18 protein-coding genes and 1 pseudogene are annotated in these 21,346 nt (G+C 72.0%); 14 read left to right on the top strand and 5 right to left on the bottom strand.

Going from position 1 to position 21,346, the window contains the following annotated elements; genetic code table 11:
* Positions 1-12: 12 nt before the first annotated feature.
* Positions 13-987, bottom strand: a complete 975-nt coding sequence (locus ACWDRR_RS22615) for a hypothetical protein (protein WP_449773993.1) — start codon at positions 985-987, stop codon at positions 13-15.
* A 209-nt stretch (positions 988-1,196) separates the two neighbouring features.
* On the opposite strand from ACWDRR_RS22615, the gene ACWDRR_RS22620 reads away from it, so the two are divergent.
* From ACWDRR_RS22620 to ACWDRR_RS22645, 6 genes are all read left to right on the top strand, one after another.
* Positions 1,197-2,723 carry a hypothetical protein gene (locus ACWDRR_RS22620; protein WP_449773994.1) on the top strand — a complete coding sequence of 509 codons (1,527 nt, stop codon included), beginning with the start codon at positions 1,197-1,199 and terminating at the stop codon, positions 2,721-2,723.
* Positions 2,724-2,808: 85 nt separating this feature from the next.
* A complete protein-coding gene (locus ACWDRR_RS22625) occupies positions 2,809-3,351 on the top strand; it encodes a ribbon-helix-helix domain-containing protein (protein ID WP_449773995.1) in 543 nt (180 codons plus the stop codon).
* Positions 3,352-3,425: 74 nt separating this feature from the next.
* Entirely contained in the window at positions 3,426-4,694 is a 1,269-nt protein-coding gene (locus ACWDRR_RS22630; protein ID WP_449773996.1) for a DUF3440 domain-containing protein, read from the top strand.
* The gene (locus ACWDRR_RS22635) at positions 4,681-5,100 is read left to right on the top strand and encodes a hypothetical protein (RefSeq protein WP_449773997.1); all 420 of its coding nucleotides are present in this window, start codon (positions 4,681-4,683) and stop codon (positions 5,098-5,100) included. The genes ACWDRR_RS22630 and ACWDRR_RS22635 overlap by 14 nt, the downstream gene beginning before the upstream one ends.
* Positions 5,097-6,032, top strand: a complete 936-nt coding sequence (locus ACWDRR_RS22640) for an IbrB-like domain-containing protein (RefSeq protein WP_449773998.1) — start codon at positions 5,097-5,099, stop codon at positions 6,030-6,032. Before ACWDRR_RS22635 ends, ACWDRR_RS22640 begins: the two co-directional genes overlap by 4 nt.
* A gap of 481 nt (positions 6,033-6,513) precedes the next feature.
* Positions 6,514-6,777, top strand: a complete 264-nt coding sequence (locus tag ACWDRR_RS22645) for a hypothetical protein (RefSeq protein WP_449773999.1) — start codon at positions 6,514-6,516, stop codon at positions 6,775-6,777.
* A 283-nt stretch (positions 6,778-7,060) separates the two neighbouring features.
* Here ACWDRR_RS22645 and ACWDRR_RS22650 read toward each other — a convergent pair whose 3' ends face one another.
* Entirely contained in the window at positions 7,061-7,258 is a 198-nt protein-coding gene (locus ACWDRR_RS22650; protein WP_449774018.1) for a hypothetical protein, read from the bottom strand.
* A gap of 120 nt (positions 7,259-7,378) precedes the next feature.
* A pseudogene (locus tag ACWDRR_RS22655) lies at positions 7,379-8,041 on the bottom strand (zinc finger domain-containing protein); the annotation flags it as partial.
* 269 nt (positions 8,042-8,310) lie between these two features.
* On the opposite strand from ACWDRR_RS22655, the gene ACWDRR_RS22660 reads away from it, so the two are divergent.
* The 7 genes from ACWDRR_RS22660 to tgmC all read left to right on the top strand — a co-directional run bounded on the left by ACWDRR_RS22660 (position 8,311) and on the right by tgmC (position 15,380).
* Positions 8,311-10,068 (top strand): hypothetical protein, encoded by a 1,758-nt coding sequence (locus ACWDRR_RS22660; protein WP_449774000.1) that lies wholly within the window; start codon positions 8,311-8,313, stop codon positions 10,066-10,068.
* 411 nt (positions 10,069-10,479) lie between these two features.
* Positions 10,480-10,926: a hypothetical protein gene (locus ACWDRR_RS22665; RefSeq protein ID WP_449774001.1), complete on the top strand. Its 447-nt coding sequence runs from the start codon at positions 10,480-10,482 to the stop codon at positions 10,924-10,926.
* Between the two features lie 263 nt (positions 10,927-11,189).
* The gene (locus tag ACWDRR_RS22670) at positions 11,190-11,486 is read left to right on the top strand and encodes a hypothetical protein (protein ID WP_449774002.1); all 297 of its coding nucleotides are present in this window, start codon (positions 11,190-11,192) and stop codon (positions 11,484-11,486) included.
* Positions 11,487-12,019: 533 nt separating this feature from the next.
* Positions 12,020-12,427 (top strand): hypothetical protein, encoded by a 408-nt coding sequence (locus ACWDRR_RS22675; protein ID WP_449774003.1) that lies wholly within the window; start codon positions 12,020-12,022, stop codon positions 12,425-12,427.
* 567 nt (positions 12,428-12,994) lie between these two features.
* Entirely contained in the window at positions 12,995-13,276 is a 282-nt protein-coding gene (gene tgmA, locus ACWDRR_RS22680; RefSeq protein WP_449774004.1) for a putative ATP-grasp-modified RiPP, read from the top strand.
* Between the two features lie 23 nt (positions 13,277-13,299).
* On the top strand, positions 13,300-14,247 hold the full coding sequence (gene tgmB / locus ACWDRR_RS22685) for an ATP-grasp ribosomal peptide maturase (protein ID WP_449774005.1): 948 nt from the start codon (positions 13,300-13,302) through the stop codon (positions 14,245-14,247).
* Entirely contained in the window at positions 14,244-15,380 is a 1,137-nt protein-coding gene (gene tgmC, locus ACWDRR_RS22690; RefSeq protein ID WP_449774006.1) for an ATP-grasp peptide maturase system methyltransferase, read from the top strand. The genes tgmB and tgmC overlap by 4 nt, the downstream gene beginning before the upstream one ends.
* 207 nt (positions 15,381-15,587) lie before the next feature.
* On the opposite strand, the gene ACWDRR_RS22695 is transcribed toward tgmC, so the two are convergent.
* Positions 15,588-15,971: a hypothetical protein gene (locus ACWDRR_RS22695; protein ID WP_449774007.1), complete on the bottom strand. Its 384-nt coding sequence runs from the start codon at positions 15,969-15,971 to the stop codon at positions 15,588-15,590.
* Positions 15,972-16,103: 132 nt separating this feature from the next.
* Here ACWDRR_RS22695 and ACWDRR_RS22700 point away from each other — a divergent pair, with 132 nt between their 5' ends.
* Entirely contained in the window at positions 16,104-18,344 is a 2,241-nt protein-coding gene (locus ACWDRR_RS22700) for a hypothetical protein (protein ID WP_449774008.1), read from the top strand.
* A 264-nt stretch (positions 18,345-18,608) separates the two neighbouring features.
* Here the strand turns inward: ACWDRR_RS22700 and ACWDRR_RS22705 are convergent, their stop codons facing one another.
* Positions 18,609-21,116: a DEAD/DEAH box helicase gene (locus ACWDRR_RS22705; RefSeq protein ID WP_449774009.1), complete on the bottom strand. Its 2,508-nt coding sequence runs from the start codon at positions 21,114-21,116 to the stop codon at positions 18,609-18,611.
* Positions 21,117-21,346: the final 230 nt, after the last annotated feature.

Raw genomic sequence — 21,346 nt, forward strand, 5'->3', positions numbered from 1 at the left:
TGCTCCCTTTGGTCAGCGGGTGGCGGGGGTTCGGACGGTGGTGCTCGGCTGCGGGTCGCCACCGAGGGACCGGAGGACGGGAACGGCCCAGCGCGGTGTGGTGGCGAGCGCCTGGGCGAACAGGTCCGGGTCGGCGGCGAGGTCGAGCGGGTGGTGGCCGGCGGTGCGGGCGGCGCGGCGCAACTCGGCGGTGTCGGCGGTGCGGTGGAGCTCGGCCAGGCGCCGGGCGGCGGCAGGGGAGAGGATGCGGGAGTCGAGCCGGGGGTCGCGGTTGTCGTTCGACCAGCGCAGGACGTCCAACTGCCCCTGCTCGGACCCGCGGTCGGCGATGAACCGCCACAACAGGTCCTCGGCCGCCGGGCCCTGGCGCCAGCTGGTCCAGCCCTCGGCCAGGGCCTGCTCGCTGACGGCGAAGTAGGCAGTGGTCACCGCGCGCTCGATGCTCTCGTCCCAGCACCCCACGGTCACGTTCATGCCCGAGCCGCTGGTGGCGCTGCCGTAGGGCAGGGCCCACAGGGCGATCCGGCACGGGCGGCACAGCGGGTACCCGCCGCTGTAGACGGCGGAGTTGTTGATGTGCTGCGCCGAGTCGGCGAGCGGCAACCGGTCCTTGCCCCAGCGGATCGAGGCGCCGGGGGCCTGGCACATCCAGCACGGCCACACCCGCCCGCCCTGCTCGGCCACACGCTCGGGGTCGGGGTCTGGCCCGAGGAAGTCGAGGACCCGGGCGCCGATCGGCCGCGGGTTCTTGGCCCGGGAGGGGTGGACCGGCGGCGACTGCGGATACATGCCGGCCAGCCGCACGAGCCAGGCCCAGCCGGGCTCGCCCTTGGCCAGGCGCCCGGCCCGTTCGCAGTCCTCGGCAATCCGCGCGGCAACCCGGTCGAGGCCGTCGCCGTCGAGCAGACCCGGGTGGGACAGCCCCGCCAGCAGGGCCGCTGCCCAGGCGCCGGAGCGCTGGAAGGGGTGGTGGGAGAGCAGCAACACGGTCCTCCGTCGATCGGCAGGAACAGCGGGCCCGGGCCAGGCAGCGGCCCGGGCAGTACGCGTGAGCAGCGCCGGGACCCGCAGTGTCAGACCCATGGCGCACAGTGATGGAGGCACGGCACAAAGCACCGCAGACCATCTGAATTCGATGATGACCTGACCCACTGACAATTCGACCGGGCCCCAGCCCGGTTGAAGGGGGAGACGACGTGAACGCCAGCAGGAGCCCCGGACGCACCCCGGCCGCAACCGCCCAGCGAACGGCCCCCGACCCCCGCACCCCCGTGCCGGTCCTGGTGCCCCCGGTCCCGGACGGGCGCAGCGGCTGGCGGCTCCTGGTCACCGCCTGCCCCGAAAAGGCCGACAGCGTCCGTGCCCTGGAGGGCGAGTGGCTGGAGGCCGGCTACCGCTGCACCCTCCCCTTCGGGGCCCTGGTGATCGGGGCTGACCGCGCGGGCGACGACGTCGAGGTCGCCCTCCGCCGCGCCGACCCGGCCGCACCCGGCGGCCTGGCCCTGGTGAAGTCCTGGAGCCGCCGCAGCCCGACCGGCGCCCGCGAACTCACCTACCTCCGGCGCCGCCTCGCCCCGGACGCCGCCCGCCACCACGCCGGCGCGACGGAACGACGGAACCGCGACGCGGGCCGCTGCAGCCGCTGCGGACAGGGCGTCCCACCGGGCGAGGGCACGCTGACCGGCCAGCGCGGCGCCTGGACCCTCACCCACCGCGACGACCTGTGCCCGCCCCGCCCCAAGATCCTGGGCGCCAACCGGTACGCCGCGCCCTGCGGGAACTGCGGGCTCTGGGTGCCCAGGGGAACCGGCCAGGCCCAACTGATCGACGACTCCCAGCCCCACCCGGAGCCGTCACCGGCACCCGGCCCGCGCCCGGCCCGCTACCGGGCCGTCCACCACCACCCCTGCCCCACCGACGCACCCCCCGGGCCACCCACCACCGCGACCGCCTGGTGCACCGACTGCGGCCACCGCATCCCACCCGGCGACGGCCACTGGGCACACGGAGCCCGCCACACCGGCCCCTGCCCCGCCATCCCGCCCGTCACCGGACCCTGGTGGACCCTGCGCCACACCACCCGCGGCCACGTCCCGGCCGGCCAGGTCCTGCGCGTGCGCTTCGTCCCGCGCCCCGAACAGCCGCCCGTACCCGCCGAAGCCCCCGGCGTCCGGGTACTGGACGACAACGGCTACACCGAGCTGATCGCCGTCGTCCTGGACCACGCGCAGCGCTCCGGTCGGCGCACCACCGTGCAGGTGCGCCCGGCCACCTGGCCCGAGGCCGAACCGCTGCTCGCCGCCGACCTCCAGCAGGCACTGGACACCCGCCCGCTGACCACCCGCTACCGGGCCCGGTGGATACGCGAGCGGATCTGCGGCGACCGGCCCTGGGTCGCGGAGATCACCGGCCGGGACGCCAAGTTCGGCCTGCGGCGCGACTTCCTGACCGGGGAGCTCGACTACGAGGGCGCCCTCGACAACCGCGGCTGGCGCGGGGTCCTCTGCTGCTGGACCCTGCTCACCGGCCACCTCTACGAGGCCAGCTGGCCCCTCGACCCTCCCGTGAAGAACTGGAGGGGCCTGCGCAGGATGGGCTTCCCGGGTCGTGTCACCGAGGAGGAGCGTTCGTTCCTCCAGGTCAACGAGCAGGGCGACATCGTGGAACTGAGCCGCGAGGAGGCGGAGGCGTGGCTGAGCCACGGACCGGAATGGATCGGATAGAAGTGAATATGAACAAGTTGACGGCGCCGTCAACCCTGACATATTCTTTATCCAGAATCGAGCCCCCATTTATCCAGGAGCCTTCATGAGCACCGTCGAGACGTCCTCCGGCGGCCGACCGTCCGTCGGCGACCGAGTCCCCCTCCGTCTGCCCGACAGTCTGAAGACGACTGTCGACCGGATCGCCGGCCGCCGGGGAGGACGCGAGCGCGCTGCCGTTCTCCGCGAACTGGTCGAGCGGGGCATCAACTGCCCGGACCCGAACTCCGGCCACACCCTGATGACCGACCACCCGACCGCCGACCTCCTGGAGCAGATCCTCAACGACGACGAGGACTGCGGCATCGACGTCTACGGCGACGGCACCAACTACTGGGTGATCGGCCACGACGGCGGTGACGTCCTCACCCACACCACCCATGCCCGCTACGCCGCGATCGTCCAGGGGTTCGCCCTGGTCGCCTTCGAGAACACCTACCGCTCCGACCTCCTTTCGGGCATCGACCCGGACGAGGACGGCCCCGCCTTCCCCGAGCTGGTCAGGGCGGGCCGCGACATCCTTGACGACCTCGCCGCCCAGGAGAGGCAGCTCACCAGCAGGAACATCCCTCGCCCCCAGCACGGATAGCGCGGCGTGCACCGCACGACCCCGCGAGCCCCGAAAGGGTTCCCGATGGACACCACAAGGACGGAGACGCAGAGGTGGCCGGGCAACAACCCGCCGGCGCGGCACGGCCGCTGAGCCGGACCAAGCGCGGCCTGGGCATCGATGTGCTCACCGCCGCCGTGCGCCGCATCCGCAGGCTCTTCGACGACTTCCCGGTCGTCTACACGAGCTTCAGCGGCGGCAAGGACAGCGGGGTGCTGCTGGAACTCGCGGCCCGTGAGGCCCGCGCCCGCGGCCGGCGTCTCGGGGTGCTGATCGTGGACCTGGAGGCCCAGTACCAGCACACTGTCAACTACCTGCACGCCATGCTGGAGCGGCACGCCGACGTCCTGGACGTCTACTGGGTCGCCCTGCCCCTGTCGCTGCGCAACGCCGTGTCCCAGTTCCAGCCCCAGTGGCGGTGCTGGGATCCCGAGGCGCGGGAGATGTGGGTGCGCGACTTCCCCGGCCACCCCGGCGTCATCACCGACCCGGACTTCTTCGACTTCTTCACCCCGGGGATGGAGTTCGAGGAGTTCACCCCCGCGTTCGGGAGGTGGCTGTCCGAGCGGCACAACGGCCGGATGACGGCCTGCCTGGTCGGGATCAGGTCCGACGAGTCGATCAACCGCTACCGGACGATCGCCCGCCGCGACAAGCACCGCCACGACGACCTGCCCTGGACGACCCGGATCTCGAACACCGTGTACAACGGCTACCCGATCTACGACTGGCGCACCGAGGACATCTGGCGGTTCTACGGCAGGGAGCGCGTCCCCTACAACGTCATCTACGACCTGATGCACCGGGCCGGGGTGAGCATCCACCAGGCCCGGCTCTGCCAGCCCTACGGGGACGACCAGCGCCAGGGCCTGTGGCTCTTCCACGTCCTGGAGCCGCTGACCTGGGGCAAAGTCGTCGCCCGCGTCCACGGTGCGGCCTTCGGCGCCCGGTACGCGAGGGAGACCGGAAACATCCTCGGCCGCATCCAGATCACCTGCCCCGAGGGGATGACCTGGGAGGAGTACGTGCAGGCGCTGCTGGCGGACATGCGGCCGCCCGAGGCCGAGCACTACCGCGACAAGATCGCCAAGTTCCTGCGCTGGTACGACTCGCGCGGCTACCCCGGCGGGATCATCCCCGACGACGGCCCGATGACCAAGGAATCACCGAGCTGGAAGCGGATCGCGAAGATGATCCTCACCTACGACTACTGGGGCAAAGGGCTGTCCTTCGCGCCGCCGGCGAGCAGCAAGTCCCTCAAGGCCTACCGCGAGAAGATGGCGATCCAGCGCAGGGAATGGGGCTACCGTGGCACGCTCTGACCTTCTCGTCCTGACCAACGAGAACCCGAACTTCTACCGCCTGGTCGGCCCGTTCCTCGCCAACCGCGCGGTCCACGAGTCGCTCGGGGGCGTGCCCTGGGACGAGCCCGGCAAGACCTGGATCATCGCCCTCGCCAGCGACGGCACGGTGGACGGCTTCATCGGCCTGACCGCCCCCGGCCGTGCCGGCGCCAGCCGCGTGGAATCCCTCTACACCCCGCCCGGCCGCCACAGCGTCGCCCCGCGCCTGGTCGAGGCCGCCGTCAAGGAAGCCGGCGGCCGGCCCCTGGACGCCACGGTCGCCCGGCCCAAGGCCGACGCCTACCTCGCCGCCGGCTTCACCCTCGTGCGCGAGAAGAGCGCCAACTTCCTCATCCTGCACCGCACCCGGGAGGCGACCCCGTGACCGACCACCAGATGTCCCTGACCGACCTGACTCCCCCCGCCGACGAACCCGGCTCCGGCACCGAGACCGTCGCCGAGGAGGCCGAGGCGATCATCGCCGAGGCCCGCGCCGCCTTCGCGCGCCTGGCCGCCCTCGACGACCAGCTGCGCATCGACACCATCAACGTCCTGGGCCAGGACCTGAGCAGCCACTCCCCGTTGAAGGAGCAGCCCACGGCCCGCGTGGTGTGGGTCCCCGCCGAACAGGTCCGCGGCAACGCGTACAACCCCAACGTCGTGGCCGGACCGGAGATGGAACTCCTCACCCTCTCCATCAAGTCGGACGGCTACACCCAGCCCATCGTCGTCTGGCAGACCGGCACCGACGCCGACGGCGCCCCCGTCTACGAGGTCGTCGACGGCTACCACCGCCACCGGGTCGGCAAGGAAGACAGCGAGGTGCGCGCCGCCGCCCACGGCCGCCTGCCAGTCGTCATCGTCAACGCCGGCCGCACCGACAAAGCCGACCGCATGGCCTCCACCGTGCGCCACAACCGCGCCCGCGGCCTGCACACCGTCAACGGCATGTCCGAGATCGTCATGGAACTCGCCCGCCTGCGCTGGCCCGACGAGCGGATCGGCCGCGAGCTCGGGATGGACCCCGACGAGGTCACCCGGCTGCGCCAGGTCACCGGGATCGCCGAGCTGTTCACCAACGACGAGTTCTCCGAAGCCTGGGAAGTTGACCTGGACGCCGTCGGCGACGAGCCCGACAGGCCCACCAGGCCCGACCCGGAGACCCAGCGCCTCCGGCGCCAAGCCACAACAAGGTCTGGCCCGCCTCTGAACAAGGTCGACCAGTGGCGCCAGGAGCAGATCGAGAAGGGGAACGCCGCCTACGGCCTTGACGGAGGAACCCCCGACTACGGCCAGGAAGGGTGGGAACAGCTCTGACCGCCAACAGCCCAGTGGACCCGGTCAAAGCCGCGCCGACGCACCGGCCCGACCGGTGCCGGACGCCGTCGGCCGGGTCGGCCAGAAGACCGGCCCCACGGAGCATGAAGGCCTGGGTGATGACTGAACCGCGCCGAGCGGGTGCCGCTCCGGACCCCGCCGCCACCGCTTCCAGACCATGGCCGGCGCCGACGAGGAGCCGTGCGTCCGCTGCGGCGCCTGCCGGGCCCTGCACGACTGGGATCCGTCGCCAATTTGCGGCCATTTCGTTGATTCCCTCCCCGAACGAGTTGGTGACGAGGAAGAGTACGAAGAGGGCGAGAACGGGATTGGGGACTGGTACTGACCCCGAACCGCCCGCCCGGGGAACCACCAGGCGCCCGGGCCGAGTCGGATGCACGGCGTCGTCCCGGCCACCCGGCACACCGGCCCGGGCGGGTCTGGACGACCTGCACTGCCTACAGGAACGGAGCGCAACGCCATGAACCTTCAGCACCCCGGCCGCCGCGTGTACGGATCGGACTTCGACGACGACCCCAGCCCGGTACCGGGCCGTGCCTACCGGGAGCTGTACGGCGGGCCGCTCGACGGCCTGCTGCTGGACGTGGATGGCTGGACACCCGAACAGCTGGCAGGCGGGGCCTACCTGATTGTCCCGAAGGACCCCCACGGTAACCGAGCCGACTACGAGCCGAGCTCGGGCGACCCCGACCGCTGGGACTACCAGGGACTCATCCCCTGCTGAACTCCAGAACTGCGGTCGGCGCCTCCGCGGCCAGGCCCCGGACCGCGTCGCGCGGCTGTACACCCTACGGGTCGGCGCGCAGGAGGAGGTAGCGGGCCGCACGGAGCGGACGCCCGACGAAGGCAGCCCCGAGGTCGACCGTGAAGGCGCCTCGCACGTATCAGCGCGCGGCCCATGGAGTCCTGCTGAACCCACGTGCTGCGCCCGGGTGCCCGGCGCCGCCCTCGTCCGGCCTGGCCTCCCCAAACCGGGCCCGCTGCGGAACCCCGGAGTGAGGCACCAGCTACCCGTACATGCCGGTGCCCTTGCGGGACGCACCTCGCCCGCCGCGGGCGGCGCCCGCCGAACGCATCGCGTTCGCCTGGCCCGGGTTGGCGGCCAGCGCCCGGCGATACTGGGCGTCCAGCTCCCTCTGGCTGAGCTTGGATCGCGTCTTGGCCTGGGCGGGCCGCTTGCCCATCAGCTCCTGCGCGGCCGCCATGAACGGGTTGTTGCCCGCCGCACCGCCCACGGCGCCGGGGCCCCGCTGCTTGGCACCCTTAGCCCGAGCCGCGATCGCGGGGGCGCCCCGGGTGCCGAAGAGCTCCCTGCGGGCCTCCAGCGCCCGGTGCGGGTGAGGTTCGGCCAGAACCTCCCCGCGCGGCGCCGGCCCCAGACACGGCCGCCCGGCCGCAGCCCCGCACGCCGGGCATTGCACCGCCAGGACCTGCTCTGCGCTCAGCTGCCGCCCGAGCCGCGGCGCGGGGACCGCCCCACCACGGCCGCGCACCCTCGCCTGCCGCGCGGCCGCGCTCCGCTCCCTGTGCACACCCACCGTGCCGTCAGGCCCCGGGCACCACGCTCCCGCCCCCACCCCGCACTTGGGACAGTCGACCACCAGCGCGTCCTGCGGCGGCACCGCCTGACCCCCGCCCACCGGCCCGTGAACCACCGGCACACCCCGCACTGTCCGCCCGACACCCTGCGGCTGCGGTGCCGGCGCGGGCACAGGACGGATCCGCTCGATCGGCACCGGCTCACCACGTCGATCCCCAGACCCGGACTGCTGCGCCTGGGACCGGGCCACGCCGAACCGCTGCTTGTGCGGCTTGATCGGCTGCCCGTGCTCGCCACGGCAGGGGCTGCCTGCCCCCGCTCGGCAACGCGGACACACCAACTGCTCCGCCTCGCGGCGCCCGACGGGCGGCGAGGGCCGGCGTTCCACGTGGGTTCCGCGCTCATGCCAGGTCTTCGCGTTCTTCACGCCGTCATGCTGGCGCACCACCAGCCTGATTCAGCAGCATTTCACCCGATAGTGGACACTGCGAGCCCGCCGCCCGTCCGCCGCGGCCAGGTCCCAGGCTTCTGGAGGCAACTCCTGTTCGGACGCTGACGGTGCCGTGCTTGCTTGTCAGGGTCAACGCGGAAGACCGTTGCTACACAAAGGAGTGCTTGCCGCCCTGCAGACGACACCTGCCCTTGGGCCCACTCGTTGACGAGGCGTCGCCGCTGTCGGCGTCGTGTCGATCTTCCGTCGCGACATGGAGGCCGTACATGGGTCTGACCGTGCAGACGCTCAGTTTCCGATGCGAAGCCCATGCCAGGTGGTCGGTCGTCTTCGACCACCTTGGCGTGGAATGGGACTACGACCAGCGCGCCTTCCCTCTCGGCGGCCGCCGCACCCACCGCCCGGCCTTCTGGCTTCCCCAGCAGGGCCTCTGGTTCGACACAACGAGCCCCAGCTACCCCGTCGACGAGACGACCTGGCGCCACTTCGCCTACGCGAGCCTGCCCGAGCTCCCCGGCCCCGGCAGCTGCATCACCGCCGACATCCTGGAAGAGCACCCGCACCTTCCTTCCCGCCTGTCGGAGCCCTGGCGCGGCACGGCGCTGCTGGCCACCGGCTCCCTGCCCACCGCCGACGGGCGCACCTCGTGGGACCTCGCCGACCTGCAGATCCTGGACGACGCCTACTACCGGTGGACCCTGTGTCGCGACTGCGGCCAGCTGGGCGCCGAGTACGCCGGCTACGCCAACCGCATGCCCTGCCACTACGACGGCCATCACGACGTGACCAACAGCGCCGCACCGGCCCTGCTCGCCGCCTACCGAGCCGCCGCTGACGCCGAGGTGGTGAAGGCCGGCGAGTACAGCTGGGACCCGTTCACGCAGGAACACGAAGGCGGCTGGGTTCGCCGCATTCTGGTCGACGAGGATCTGTGGCAGCGCGATCGGAAGGCGCGTGGGGCTTGCACGGCCGCCTGCTGGTCGTGCGAGAGCGCCTGGCGGGAGTCAGCCCCCGAAGAAGTCCATGAGTGCCTCGATTCCGACGAAGCCGCAGCGTGCATCGCCTGTCCGGGCACGGTCTGTTCCCAGTGCGGGACACGCCCCGCACCGGGGCCGGACGAGCTGTGCGTGGGCTGCCGACCGCTGAATCCGCCGCTGGACGAACCGTCCGCCCGCCGGCTGCTCAACTCCCTGGCCGGCAGCATCAGCCGCCGCACCGGTCTGCCGATCGCCAGCGTTCAGTACCAGATCAACGAGCACATCGGTGTGCGCAGGCGGGCCGAGGCGACCCTGTGGTGCATCGGGGAGGCGCTCGACTTCGCCACCGAGTGGCTCACCAGGCTGGGCTGGACCCCGGACCCACCCTCACCCCGCCCGACACAGTCGGCGAACCCCGAAGGCCCCCAGGAGCCACGGCCGGACCAGGCCGCCGCCCACCGGCAGATCGCCAGCACGCTGCCCGCTCCCCGGGTCGTCATCACGGCTCGACGAACAGGAACCTGCGGACTGTGCCTGGACGACGTCCGCGAGGGCGACAGCATCGGCCGCATCGAGATCCCGGCCCAGGGCTCCTACGGCGATCCCGGCTGGCTCTGCCAGCACTGCCTGCGCCTTCGGCGCCATGCACCCCGGCTGCGCGACGTCGCCCTGCGGGTCTTCCACCGGACCTGGGCCGGGAAGCCCGCCAGCCTCAACCAGCTGGAAGTACGTGTCCTCGCCGACGCGCTCACCGCCCGCTTCCCCGTCCCCGACAACGAGACGCCCGATCCGTCGGCCGCCGCCCTGCTCGGACGCCTGACACACGCCCTGGACCACGGGAAACCCGCCAACCTGGGAACGTACGAGGCCACCGACCTGATTCAGCTCCTGGCCGGCCGGCCCCGAGACGACGAAGACCGCGTCGTCGTGGACGCCGTCGCCGCGCACCTGCACGAGTGGCGCCGAGACTACCGGGGCTTCGGCCGACACCTACCGCTGACAGCGCAGACTCCGCTGCGGCACTCCGTCGGGCCGTACCCGGTGTAGACGCCCGCCCAGCCAAGCAGCGCACCGGCGAGACCTGCAATCAGCGGCACGGCATTCGTCGCCGATGCTCCGTCTCCGCTGGAACGCGGGGTCGGGCCAGGCCTGGCATGTTCGCGGCCGGAGAATGCCAGGTCAGAACCCTGGGCAGGCGCAGATAGCAGGTCTAGCATTCACGGCACGACGGCGCCGACCAGGCACTTCGGTCGGGTCGGCGAGCAGAGCGGTCGCGCCCCCGCACGGCCGAGCCTCCCCCGGTCGGGGCCCGGGCACCCCCTGCCTCGGACCCCGACCGGCTGCCCCCAGCATCCGCTTGCGGCACGGCCGGAAGCCCTCAGAGCCGCCTGCCGACGACCTGTCGGCCGACTGCGTTATGCGCTTGGTGACCCGTCGCCAGGCGGGCAGGCTGTGCTCATGTCCTCCACCACACGATCCGCCCCGCACACCGCCGCCCGGGCCGTCGCGGCCATCCTCGCAGCCCTACTCCTGGCTGCCTGCGGGAAGCCCGCGACATCCGACCGGGCCGCCCCGAACGCAGCGCCACCGGTCACCTCCTCCGTCGTCTGGCCGGGTCCGCCGCCGTCGGACTCCGCCACGGCCCGCGCGCAGCTGGCCGCGCTGACCGTCGCCGCGGCACGCCCGATGACCGGCTACTCCCGCGAGCGCTTCCCGCACTGGGCCTCCCAAGGGGCGGGCTGTGACACCCGCGAGAGCGTCTTGAAGAGGGACGGGCAGTCCGTGGTGACGGACGCCCAGTGCCGCGCCACCTCGGGCACGTGGACATCGGTCTACGACAACCTTCAGTTCAACGACGCCTCCAAGATCGACATCGACCACCTGGTGCCCCTCGCGGCGGGCTAGCGAGCCGGAGCGGACAGCTGGACGGACGACCAGCGCAAGGCCTTCGCCAACGACCTGACCCGGCCCCAGCTCCTCGCCGTCTCCGCCGCCTCCAACAGGGCAAAAGGCGACCAGACCCCCGACCAGTGGAAGCCGCCCTCCCAGGCCGCCTGGTGCCACTACGCGAAGGCCTGGATCAACGTAAAGAGCCACTACCAGCTGACCGTCACCGAACCGGAGAAGACGGCCCTGGGCCCGATGCTCGACACCTACCCGGCGGGATCATGACCACCCCCGCCCCCGCCGACGGGCCGCTGCTGACCGCGGGCATCCCGGCCGGGCCAGGCGGCGTGATGACCGCCGAGGTCGGCGTCATCACCGGCGACCTGACGCTGCGCACCGTCTGGGACGGCCGCCAGGCGCTACTCACCGTCCAGTACGACGGCGCCGACGAGTGGTACACCGTGGAGGGGTCCCCGGTGCCCGCCCCCACCGCGGCCGAGGCCGAAGGCGCGCACCGGGCGATGATGGCGGCCGTCCGGCGCGGCGGCGCGGCCACCGCCGCCGGCCTCGGCCGCTGAACCCCGCCCGGTTCCGTGCGAGCCGCCCGCCCGTGCGCCGGGCCGCTCCTCCGCAGCACCCTTGGCGTAGCCCGGACTGCAGCCCGGCCCCGGCGCCCGCACCGTGGAAGAGCGGCCGGCCGAACCCCCGAGCGGTCCGGCCGCCCCAGCCGGCGGTTCGGGCGGTGGCGGGGAGGACGGCCGCCGGGGCAGGGGCGGCGGCCGCTGCTGGCGGAGGGTAGCACCAGGACAGTTCGCCGCCCGCCAGCCTCGGCGCCGATCGTGTCGAGGCCGGAGGGGGCCGGAGTCTTGTCAGCATGGCGGGAGCCATCTGCATGACCGTCCTGCGGATGAGGCGGTCCTCCCTTGGAAGCACCCTGAACGCCTGTGCCCCCTTGCCAGTCGGCCCATTGGTACCCCACCATCGGGGCGAGGTCGCTTCGCGACCGCGACCCGCCCGGAGATCAAGGGCGGACCTTCCCAGCGTTGGCAGGGGTGAACTGCACAGGCCCGGCAGCGGGTTCCCGGCGGTATACCTGCACCTGGAGATCACCATGGAACTGGATCAGCTTCCCAACCCCATCCGGGAGGCGTTGCAACGGCTGCTCACGGCCCGAGTGATCTCCGGCTACGGCGAGAGGGGGCCAAACTCGTGGGTCGTCGGTTTCACCAACGGCTACCACCTAGGCATCTCCTCACCCAACCCCGCAGGAGTGTGGTTCGACCGGCAGGCCACCGCGTGGTGGGCGATCCAAGGGGCAGGCGGATGCCTGCCGATGGGGTACGAGCGGGTCTTTCCCTCTCACGTTGGGATCCCGGTTGGCCACAGCACCCCTGACAGCATTGCAGTAGACCTGGACACAGTGGCCGAATATCCGCCGCACCTGGGTGCCCTTCTCGCGCCCTGTCAGCCCTTGGAAGATTGGTTGCCAACCCTGAGGAACCAGCCCGCGCCTGGGTGAGGTGAATACGGCCTGCAACACGGCGCCGTGTTACAGGCCGTGACCTCGGGGGTGCTCATGCGAACGACTTGACGGGTGGGCCTACGACTGCCGGCTCGACCCCTGCTACGTGGACCAGTGCCACGCGGCGCCGGTGTTTCGGCCTGTCTGCAGTAGTGAGCGGCAGGCAGGCCGTGCTCCGGGTGAGGCAGGTCAGGCTGCGGCTTCGGTGTCGTTGACGCGTTTGTCCATACGGCCAGGAACTTCGCGAAGTGGCGGCGGCACGGGCCTCATCGCGCGCCGGGTGTCAGCAGTGCAGGCCCGACCCCGCCCCGGAGGCGAGGACAACCCCGCGCAGGGGCAGCCGGCGAGGTCGAAGGCGGTCAGCAGCACGACGAGCCCCCGGCCGCGCGAGTGCTGACGCGGCGCGAGTTGCCCCGGCCGCCGGGGTGGGGCCCGTGCAAGGGACGGCGAAGTTCGCCGAACTGCTCCCCAACTCCTGCCCCGTGCCCGATGATGACTGCTGGTCACCGATTGGTCACCGTTCGCCTCGTCAACGTCATGTGCCAGGGTGAAGGAGAGATCAGGATGCCGAACACCGCAGCTGCTCCGTGGGGCACCACCCGGATGCGCCGCTACGCCGACACGCCGCCCGTGCCAATGCTCACCCCGGTCATCGATCCGGACACCCAGGTCGCCGTCTTCCACGACGAGCAGGGCCGCACCGTCGAGCTCGGGAAGCACGGAACCAGCACCGACCAGACCGGTCCGACGAGCACCGGCGGCGGCGGCGGGGACGGGCAGAGCGGCGGGCAGACCACGCCGACCGACGTGGACACCCTCACCTCCAACGACCAGGACCAGAGCTGACCACGGGCGAGCGGCAGCCGGCCGTGCTCGTACTGACCTGCTCCTACGATCCGACGGCCGACATCGTGCTGCGGATCCTGGCCGGCCGCGGGGTGCCGGTCGTACGCGCGGACCCCGGCGCCGAGCTCCACCAGGGCGCCGCGCTGACCGCCCACTACGGTGCGGACGGACGGCGCGGCACCCTGACCACCGCCAGCCGCACCCTGGACCTCGACCGGGTCCGATCGGTCTGGTACCGGCGTCCCTCGCCCTGGAGCGCGCCGCCCGACCTGGCCGGGCAGGACGCCGACTTCGCTCGCGCCCAGGCCCAGTGGGGCGCCGGCGGGATCCTCGCCGCGCTGCCCGGCGCCCACTACGTCAACCACCCCTGGCGGATCCGGGCGGCCGAGCACAAGCCCGCCCAGCTCGACGCCGCGCTCACGGCCGGCTTCGCCGTCCCCGACACCATCGTCACCACCGACCCCGACCAGGCCCGCGCGTTCTGCGCCCAGCAGCCGGGCGGGGCCGTCTACAAGCCGTTGTGGAACTCCCCGTACCGTGACGAGGACGGTCGGCCGCTGCAGGTGTGGGCCGCCGAGGTCGACCCGCGCGAGATCGGCGACGGAGTCGCGGCGTGCCCGCATCTGTTCCAGGCGAAGGTGGACAAGGACTTCGACGTGCGCCTGACCGCCGTGGGCCAGGAGCTGTTCGCGGTCCGGATCGACAGCCCCGACCTGGACTGGCGCCGCCGCCAGGACCTGATGACCTGCACCCCGATCGCCGCACCCGCCCCTGTGCGCCGCTCGGTGGCCCGCTACCTGGCGCACTTCCAGCTGGTCTACGCGGCGTTCGACTTCGCCGTCGACACCGCCGGCCGCTGGCACTTCCTCGAAGCCAACGCCGCCGGGCAGTGGGCGTTCGTCCCGTCCCCGACCGCCGAGGCCATCGCCACGGCGATCGCCAACCAACTGGAGAAAGGCCACGCCGCATGACCTCCACCGCCGCGGACCTGCGCGCAGACCTCGTCCGCCGTCTCACCGCCGAAGAAGGTCTCACGGACCCTCTCTGGCGTGCCGCCGCCGCGGCGGTGCCGCGCGAGGCGTTCGTCGACGCCTACTTCCGCGAGGTCCCCGGCTCCTTCCCGACCTGCTACGAACCGGTCCACGAAGGCGACGACGGATGGCTCCAGGCCGTCTACGCCAACCAGACCCTCATCACCCAGCTCGACGGCCGCATCCACCCGGCAGACACTCCGGCCGCCGGTTCCCCATCGTCGTCGTCCACCCTGCCCTCCCTGGTCCTGCGGATGTGGCAGCAGCTCGACGTCCACGACGGCCACCGCGTCCTGGAGATCGGCACCGGCACCGGCTACTCGACCGCGCTCGGCGCCCACCGCCTCGGCGACGGCAACATCACCAGCATCGAGGTCGACCACACCGTCGCCGCCCGCGCCGCCGCCTCCCTCAAGACCGCTGGCCGCGCCCCGCACCTGATCACCGGCGACGGCCTCGCCGGCCACCGGCCCGGGGCCCCGTACGACCGGCTGATCGCCACCTGCGCCGTACGCACCCTGCCCTACGCCTGGCTCCACCAGGTCAGACCCGGCGGGAAGATCCTCGTCACCTTCTCCGGCTGGCAGTTCGGCTACGGCCTCGCGCTGCTCACCGTCACCGAACCCGGCGAAGCGATCGGCCGCTTCCTGCCCGGCCACACCAGCTTCATGATCGCCCGCCCCCACGACCGGCCCCCGCGCCAGAACCCCACCCTCCTGCCCGGCGACGAACGCCCCACCCGCATCGACCCCACCACCATCACCACCTGGACCGGCACCTGGGTCGCCCAGCTCGCCGCCCCTTCCGCCGAACGCATCAACGCCGGCGACCAGCAGATCCTCATCGACCACGCCACCGGCTCCCACGCCCGCACGCGCCCCGACGGCAACGGCGGCTTCACCGTCACCCAGCGCGGCCCGCTGCGCCTGTGGGACCAGGTCGAGGACGCGATCGAGGCGTGGCAGGCGGCTGGCGCGCCGCACCAGGAGAAGTTCGGCATCACGGTCACCGGCGACGGACAGCGAGTATGGCTCGGCAGCGAGGACGGGTCTGGCTGGCTCCTGCCGCTGTGACCCCGCCACGAGGCGCACACGGGGCTCCTGCTGACCGGCCGGCCGCACGCCAGTCGCGGCTTCATCCAGGACGCCCTGCTCGGCTGGAAGTCAGCAGCCCTACAGCCGCTGATGAACGTGCACCAGCTCGCCGAGGTCGCCGGCGCGGCGCAGTAGCGGCCGGGCTGGCTGAGAGCGTGTTCCGGCAGCCGGATCACCCGGGCCGACTCAGGTGCGGAACCCCCCGAGGGTCTTGCCGGCGCCGCTCGCCGACTTGAGGTACACGACCTCCTTCCCCAGGCGAGCCACCTCCGCCACCAGGCTCGCTTCCTTCTTCGCGGCGACCGCCAGCTGCTTTACGAGCGCAGCTCTCGCTCCCTTGTTCTGCCAGGCGAGGGCCACGATGACGCCGAGGCCAAGGACACCGACGACGGCCTCTCCCACGGTCCGGGCGTCGAGGGCCGGGCCTGCGGACACCTTGACGTCTCGCGCGCCCTCCGCAGCAGCTTCCGCGCCGTCAACCACCGGGTGCCCCACCTCACGCCCGTGCAGTCGAACTTCATCAGGATCGGTGCTCGTGAACGGGCACGACCCGCACTGATAGTTGGTCACCGGCTGATCGTCCCACCCACGCGGGACCCGCCGTCACGATTCGGACAAACCGCGGCTGCGGTGGATGGCCACCGCGCCGGGTTGGGGCTGGGATACTGGCCGTTCCACAGTTGGAGTAAGGACCCCTCTCGCATGGCGTACCAGCAGGACCCCTTCAGCGCGTACACTGACCACGCCGAGTTCTACGACCTGCCGGACAGCGACCTGGAGCGGATCCTGCCGCCCTTCGCCGCCGGCCTCGTGATGGCCGCCGGCCGCGCCCTGGCCGTCCTCGCCTACCGGGATGCCGCCGCCTACGGCGACCGCCCCTTCGACCGCCACAGCCCCGAAGCGGCCGATACGGTCCTCGCGCTGCTCCCGCCAGCCTGCGACAGCCAGGACCGCGCCTTCCGCGCGGGCGCGGCCCGGGCGTTGTGGGACCTGGCCGACGACATCGCCGACGGCCTGGCACCGCTGCCGCGCTGCTCCGCCGAACAGTGGGCGCTGGAGGCGATGCTGCACACCGCCCCGGTGATGAGCGCCGCCACCGATGAGGAACTGCACGCCCTCGGCGTCGTGGTGCCCGGCGAGCCGAACGAGAAGTCCTACCGCCCGCCCTATTGGGAGGAGGCCTGGCAACTGGTCATCGAGGGCGCTGAGTTCAGCATCCCCGAAGCCCGCTCGCCGGCCGGGGACGACGAGGACGACGACCGGGAGCCGCCCGCCGAGCCGGAAGGCGGCTGGGACGGCCCGGCGTACTGGTTCTCCCCGTTCGACATCGCCACCCCCCGCCCGCGCGACCGCGGCCACCCCGTCTGGGCCCAGCTCCACCTGGACGGCCGACCGCTTACCGCGCCCGCCCCGCTCACCGCCGACCGATCCTCTTCCCTGCTGCGCCTTCGTGAAGCCATCACCGCCGGCGAGGGCACCGGACCGGACGATCCGCGCGAGCGGTACTTCGGGCGCGAGCGCGACGACGTGCTCACCCCGCTGGCTGCCCGGATCCTTGCCACTGCCGCCGACCACCTCGTGGAGCAGGGCTGGCACGACCTGTTCGAGCACGGCGACCGGGTCTTCGAGCGGGAAGACGACGAGTACGGTGACCTTGACGACACCTTCCTGGGCAGCCTCCCGCCACTGTGCGACGGCCAGGGCGCGGCCTGGCGCCTGGCCATGATCCATGCGGTCAAGAACCTGGCGGACGACCTGCGGGCCGGCCAGGCCCCGAACCCGAGCTGCACGGCGGAGGAACTCGCCTTCCACCTGATCGTCGGCAAGGCCGACGAACTGACCGACCTCCTGGACGACGAGCACTACGCCGCCGACCTCGGCCTACCTCCCCTCGACCGGATCAGCGTCCGCCACCGCACCTTCGACCGGTACCTGGACCTCTACCTCCAGGACTGGGATGTACTGATGCACTACGACGACGACCTCCGGCACGTCGCCGAAGACCCCGAAAGCCCGGTCAGCCAGCACCTGGGCACCGGCGACCTGCGCCCGCGGGCCTGGTTCGAGACGTTCGGCAACGTCCCCGCCCGGACGCCCCGCGAGGTCGAGCCCTGGCTCGCCGAGCGGATCGCCGCCGCCGACCCGGAGCTGTTCTTCGCCAGCACCCCCGCCCTCACCGCCGAACACCCCGCCGCGCCCGACACCCCCGGCACCAAGACCCCGGACATCCCGGACGGCCTGCTGGAGGAGTACGAGACCTTCGTCGGCCTGGCCCAGCACCGCTTTTTCGACCAGCCCTGCGCGATCGCGATGGCCCAGTCCCTGGAACGCCTGCTCACCCGCTTCCTCGCCACCCCCGCACTAGTCCCGGGCCGCCTTTGGCCGCTCAACCCGCGCGCCACCGCGGTGAAGGCCGGCTACCTCCTCGTCGACCACGACTTCCAGCTCCAGGGCCTGACCAAGACCTGGCGCCTGGCCGCCGACCGCACTGACAAGCAGGCCCGCACCTGGGCCACCGCATTGCTCCAGGACTGCGCCAACTACGCCCTCGCCCACCACGGCCGCACGGACTTCGCCCTTTTCCACGACCCGGACCAGCCGCCACCGCCGCCCCTGGACCCCAGCCTGCCCGCCATCCTCCAAGCCCGCCTCGCAGTCCTCGACCGCGACCTGACCACCGCCGGCCAGCTCCGCCACCGCGCCGACCACCTCGGCCTCACCCCGGCCCGCCTCGCCCAGGCCGCCCTCCTGCCCGAACCCCTCATCACCGGCTGGCTTAACGGCGAACCACCCTCCCCCTCCCTCCTCATCCGCTGCGCCCCGGTGCTGCAGGTGTCCGAAGACGTCCTGCTGGAGGCGCTGGGCGGCAAGCGGGACACCGGGTACTGGCCGCTGCCAACCGCGGCCGACGACCGGGCCGGACGGCCGGCGCCGGGAGCGTAGGGGAACGGCAGAAGGGCCCCGTCAGCAGACGGGGCCCGCCGTCCTGCGCCCGGCCGCCGACCGGACCGACCTGGCCGGGCTGGTGATGCTGACCGCCAGCGACGCCGAGCCACGGGAAGTCGTCGACCGTGCGCCCGCCCTCACCCGGGTCATCGACCTGTCGACGTTGCCCGCCGGCGGAACCGGTAGCCGAGACGGACCGGGCCCCATCAGTCGAAGCCCAGGTGAAGGATCACCATCGGCGCCAGCAGTCGACGTCAGCAGTTACGCCCTCGAAGTGTTGCGGGGCCTCACACTGAACCGGTCGGCAATCCCCTGGGCGAGCAGGCGATGCGCCTGGAACTGCTGCTGGACAGCCGCCGGGTTGGCCCAGGCGTCGGCATCCGCGAGCGCGATCGCCGCCTTGCGCAGGGCCTGGCCGAGGTTGCCCATGGTCTCCTCGGTGATGATGCGGGTGCCCGCCGGTGCGACCGCGTTGAACTCCAGGTTGTTGGACCGGTGCAGTAGGACCGGGGTGGCGCTGCAGGTGTTGTCGTAGGTCTCCTGGAACCAGTTCATCGAGTGGGCCAGCTGTGCGGCATCGCTGCGCCAGATCCTGTCCGACGTTGCTCCGGACTTCGCCTCCAGCACTAGGTAGTGCAGGGTCCCGGTCGCCCACAGGACGTCCGGACCGTTGCCGGTGGACCGTTCCGGGCGCTGCGCCCCGAAGCCGAGGTGTAGGCCGAGGCGCTCCAGGGCTGCTTCGAAGGCCGGCACCCGCTTCGGGTCGTAGCCCAGGTCCGCCAGCAGCGCGTCGATGCCGAGGAGGAGCTCGTTGCGGTCGCGGTAGGTGCGCTCCAGGAACTCGGCAGCCTGGACGGTTTGCGGGTTGTTGACCGTGAGCCGGGTGGCCTTGACCCCCTCGATCGGACGCAGCAGCGAGGGGTTGTAGCCCAGCGCCTTCACCAGGGTCTGCTGCGCCTTGGGCGCGTCGGTGAAGTGCTGGTAGGCGGCGAGCTGCTCCTGGAGGTACCCGCGTTCGGCCTGGTCGGTGGCCTCGGCAACGGCCTTGCTCATGTGGCCGGCGGCCGAGGCGAACTGCCGCAGGGCGGCCTGGTCGAACGCGGCGCGGCTGTGCGCGGCGGCGGGGGAGAGGGCCGTGGTGGTGTAGGTGGCCTGAGTCAGGTTGGCGCGGGCGGTGGCGATCCACTGCGGGTCGCGGCCGAGCACCTGGCCGGCGACGCTTTCGATCTTCTCCAGCGGGTTGCCGGGCTGCTGGGCGAGGGCTTGGGCGACTTGCCGGGAGAGGTCGATCTGGGCGCGGGTAGCCGGGCCGAATCGGGCCCGGTACTGCGGGGAGGCGATCATCTGGGACAGGCGGGCTCCCATGAGCAGGACGACGCAGTGGTCGTTGACGGAGCGGACCCCACGGCCCATGCCCTGTTCGAGTCGCTGCAGCTGGCGGTTGACCATGCCCTCGGAGTTGCCCAGCAGGACCTGCTCGCGCCGGGTGAGCCCGCCGTAGGCCTCGGGCAGGCCGTCCATGACCAGCACCTCGCAGGCCTTGCGGGGCAGGTCGATGCCGTCGTACTTGTTCACGAGCACCACCAGGCCCACGTGGCCGGCGCGCAGACTGCGGACCGCGGCACCGATCCCCTCGGACTCGGACTCGGTGAGGACGGCGTGGTCCTGCCAGGCCAGGGCCTTGGGCTTGGAGGGGACGAGGACGACGACGTTGACCCGTTCGGCGAGCCGGACGGCCATCTGCCGGACGGCGTCGTCGGTGACGGACGGGTCGATGTCGCGGGGGGCGAGGATGAGCCGGTCGCCGAGGTAGCCGGCGCTGACCGGGGTGATCGGGCGGCTGATCGAGGTCGCGTCGGCGGCGAAGTCCGTAACCAGCACGCTGTCGTCGGCCAGGGTCGCCGTCAGGTGCACGTGCCGGCGGGCGCGGGTGAAGCTGGCGATCTTCCCGATGGGCGGGTGCGGCGGCTGGATCTCCAGCCGGTCGTGGGTGAACACCGCCCGGCATACCGGGAGGACGTCCCGCACCAGCGGCCACGACCACTGCAGCTGGTGGTCGTCGCGCAGGCCCTGCAGGATCTCGGTGACCTGGGCCTCACGGTTTGCCCAGGCCCAGAACGGCACCTGCAGCACGGCCGAGGGGACCGCGGTGGTCAGGTCCAGGTAGCCGCTGAGCGACTGCCCCCGCAGGTCCTGCTCGAAAAGGGTGAGCAGCCGGGCGAAGGCTTCCGGGTGGGCGGCCTGGGTCACCGTCATCGTGAACTTCTCTCGCACGGTGGCGAGCGCGGCGTGGGCGTCGTCGACCACGATCGTGCCGACGTCGACGATCGGCCGGGTGCTGTCGCCGCTTAGCCCGAAGACGCTCTTGCCGTTGACAAACCGGTGGAGGCTCAACACGCAGATGGCCTCACCACCGGTGAACCGGGGCGAGCGCGGGTCGTCCGTGACCTCCAGGCCTAGCTCACGGGCCTGCTCGGCGGCCTGCTCGGCGAGGTAGGGGTCCGGCGCCAGGTAGAGGGCTGGCCCCTTGCCCTCGTTCAGGCTGGACTGGCAGATCAGCAGACCCACCAGCGTCTTCCCGCCGCCGGTGTTCAGCTTGATGACCAGGTCCCGCTCCTCGCGGCGCTCGAACCAGGCCTGGAGGACCTGCCCCTGCGGGTCGCGCAGGAACTCGTAGCGCTCCGCCCGCGCCAGAGAGTCGAAGAGCACCCGCGGGTCCGGGGGCACCGGGGCTGTACCGGAGCCGAAGGTCGAGAAGTCGATCACCACGTGGTCTCCCGCAAGGTCCGCGTCGCGTGGCCCCCAGCCGAGCCACAGCCGATCAGGCTATCCGACCGGCGTCCCGGGAGCTCCCGCGTTTCCGGCGCCGTCCGGCGCGTCTCCATGCACGCACTGTTTCAAGTCCTCCACCTGCGGTAATGCGGCTTGCGCCGTTAATCGAACGTAGTATCGAATATGGGAGCCGGAGGGGAGCCGGGATCGACGAGACGAAGGGGGAC

This window comes from Kitasatospora sp. NPDC003701, from assembly GCF_053587085.1.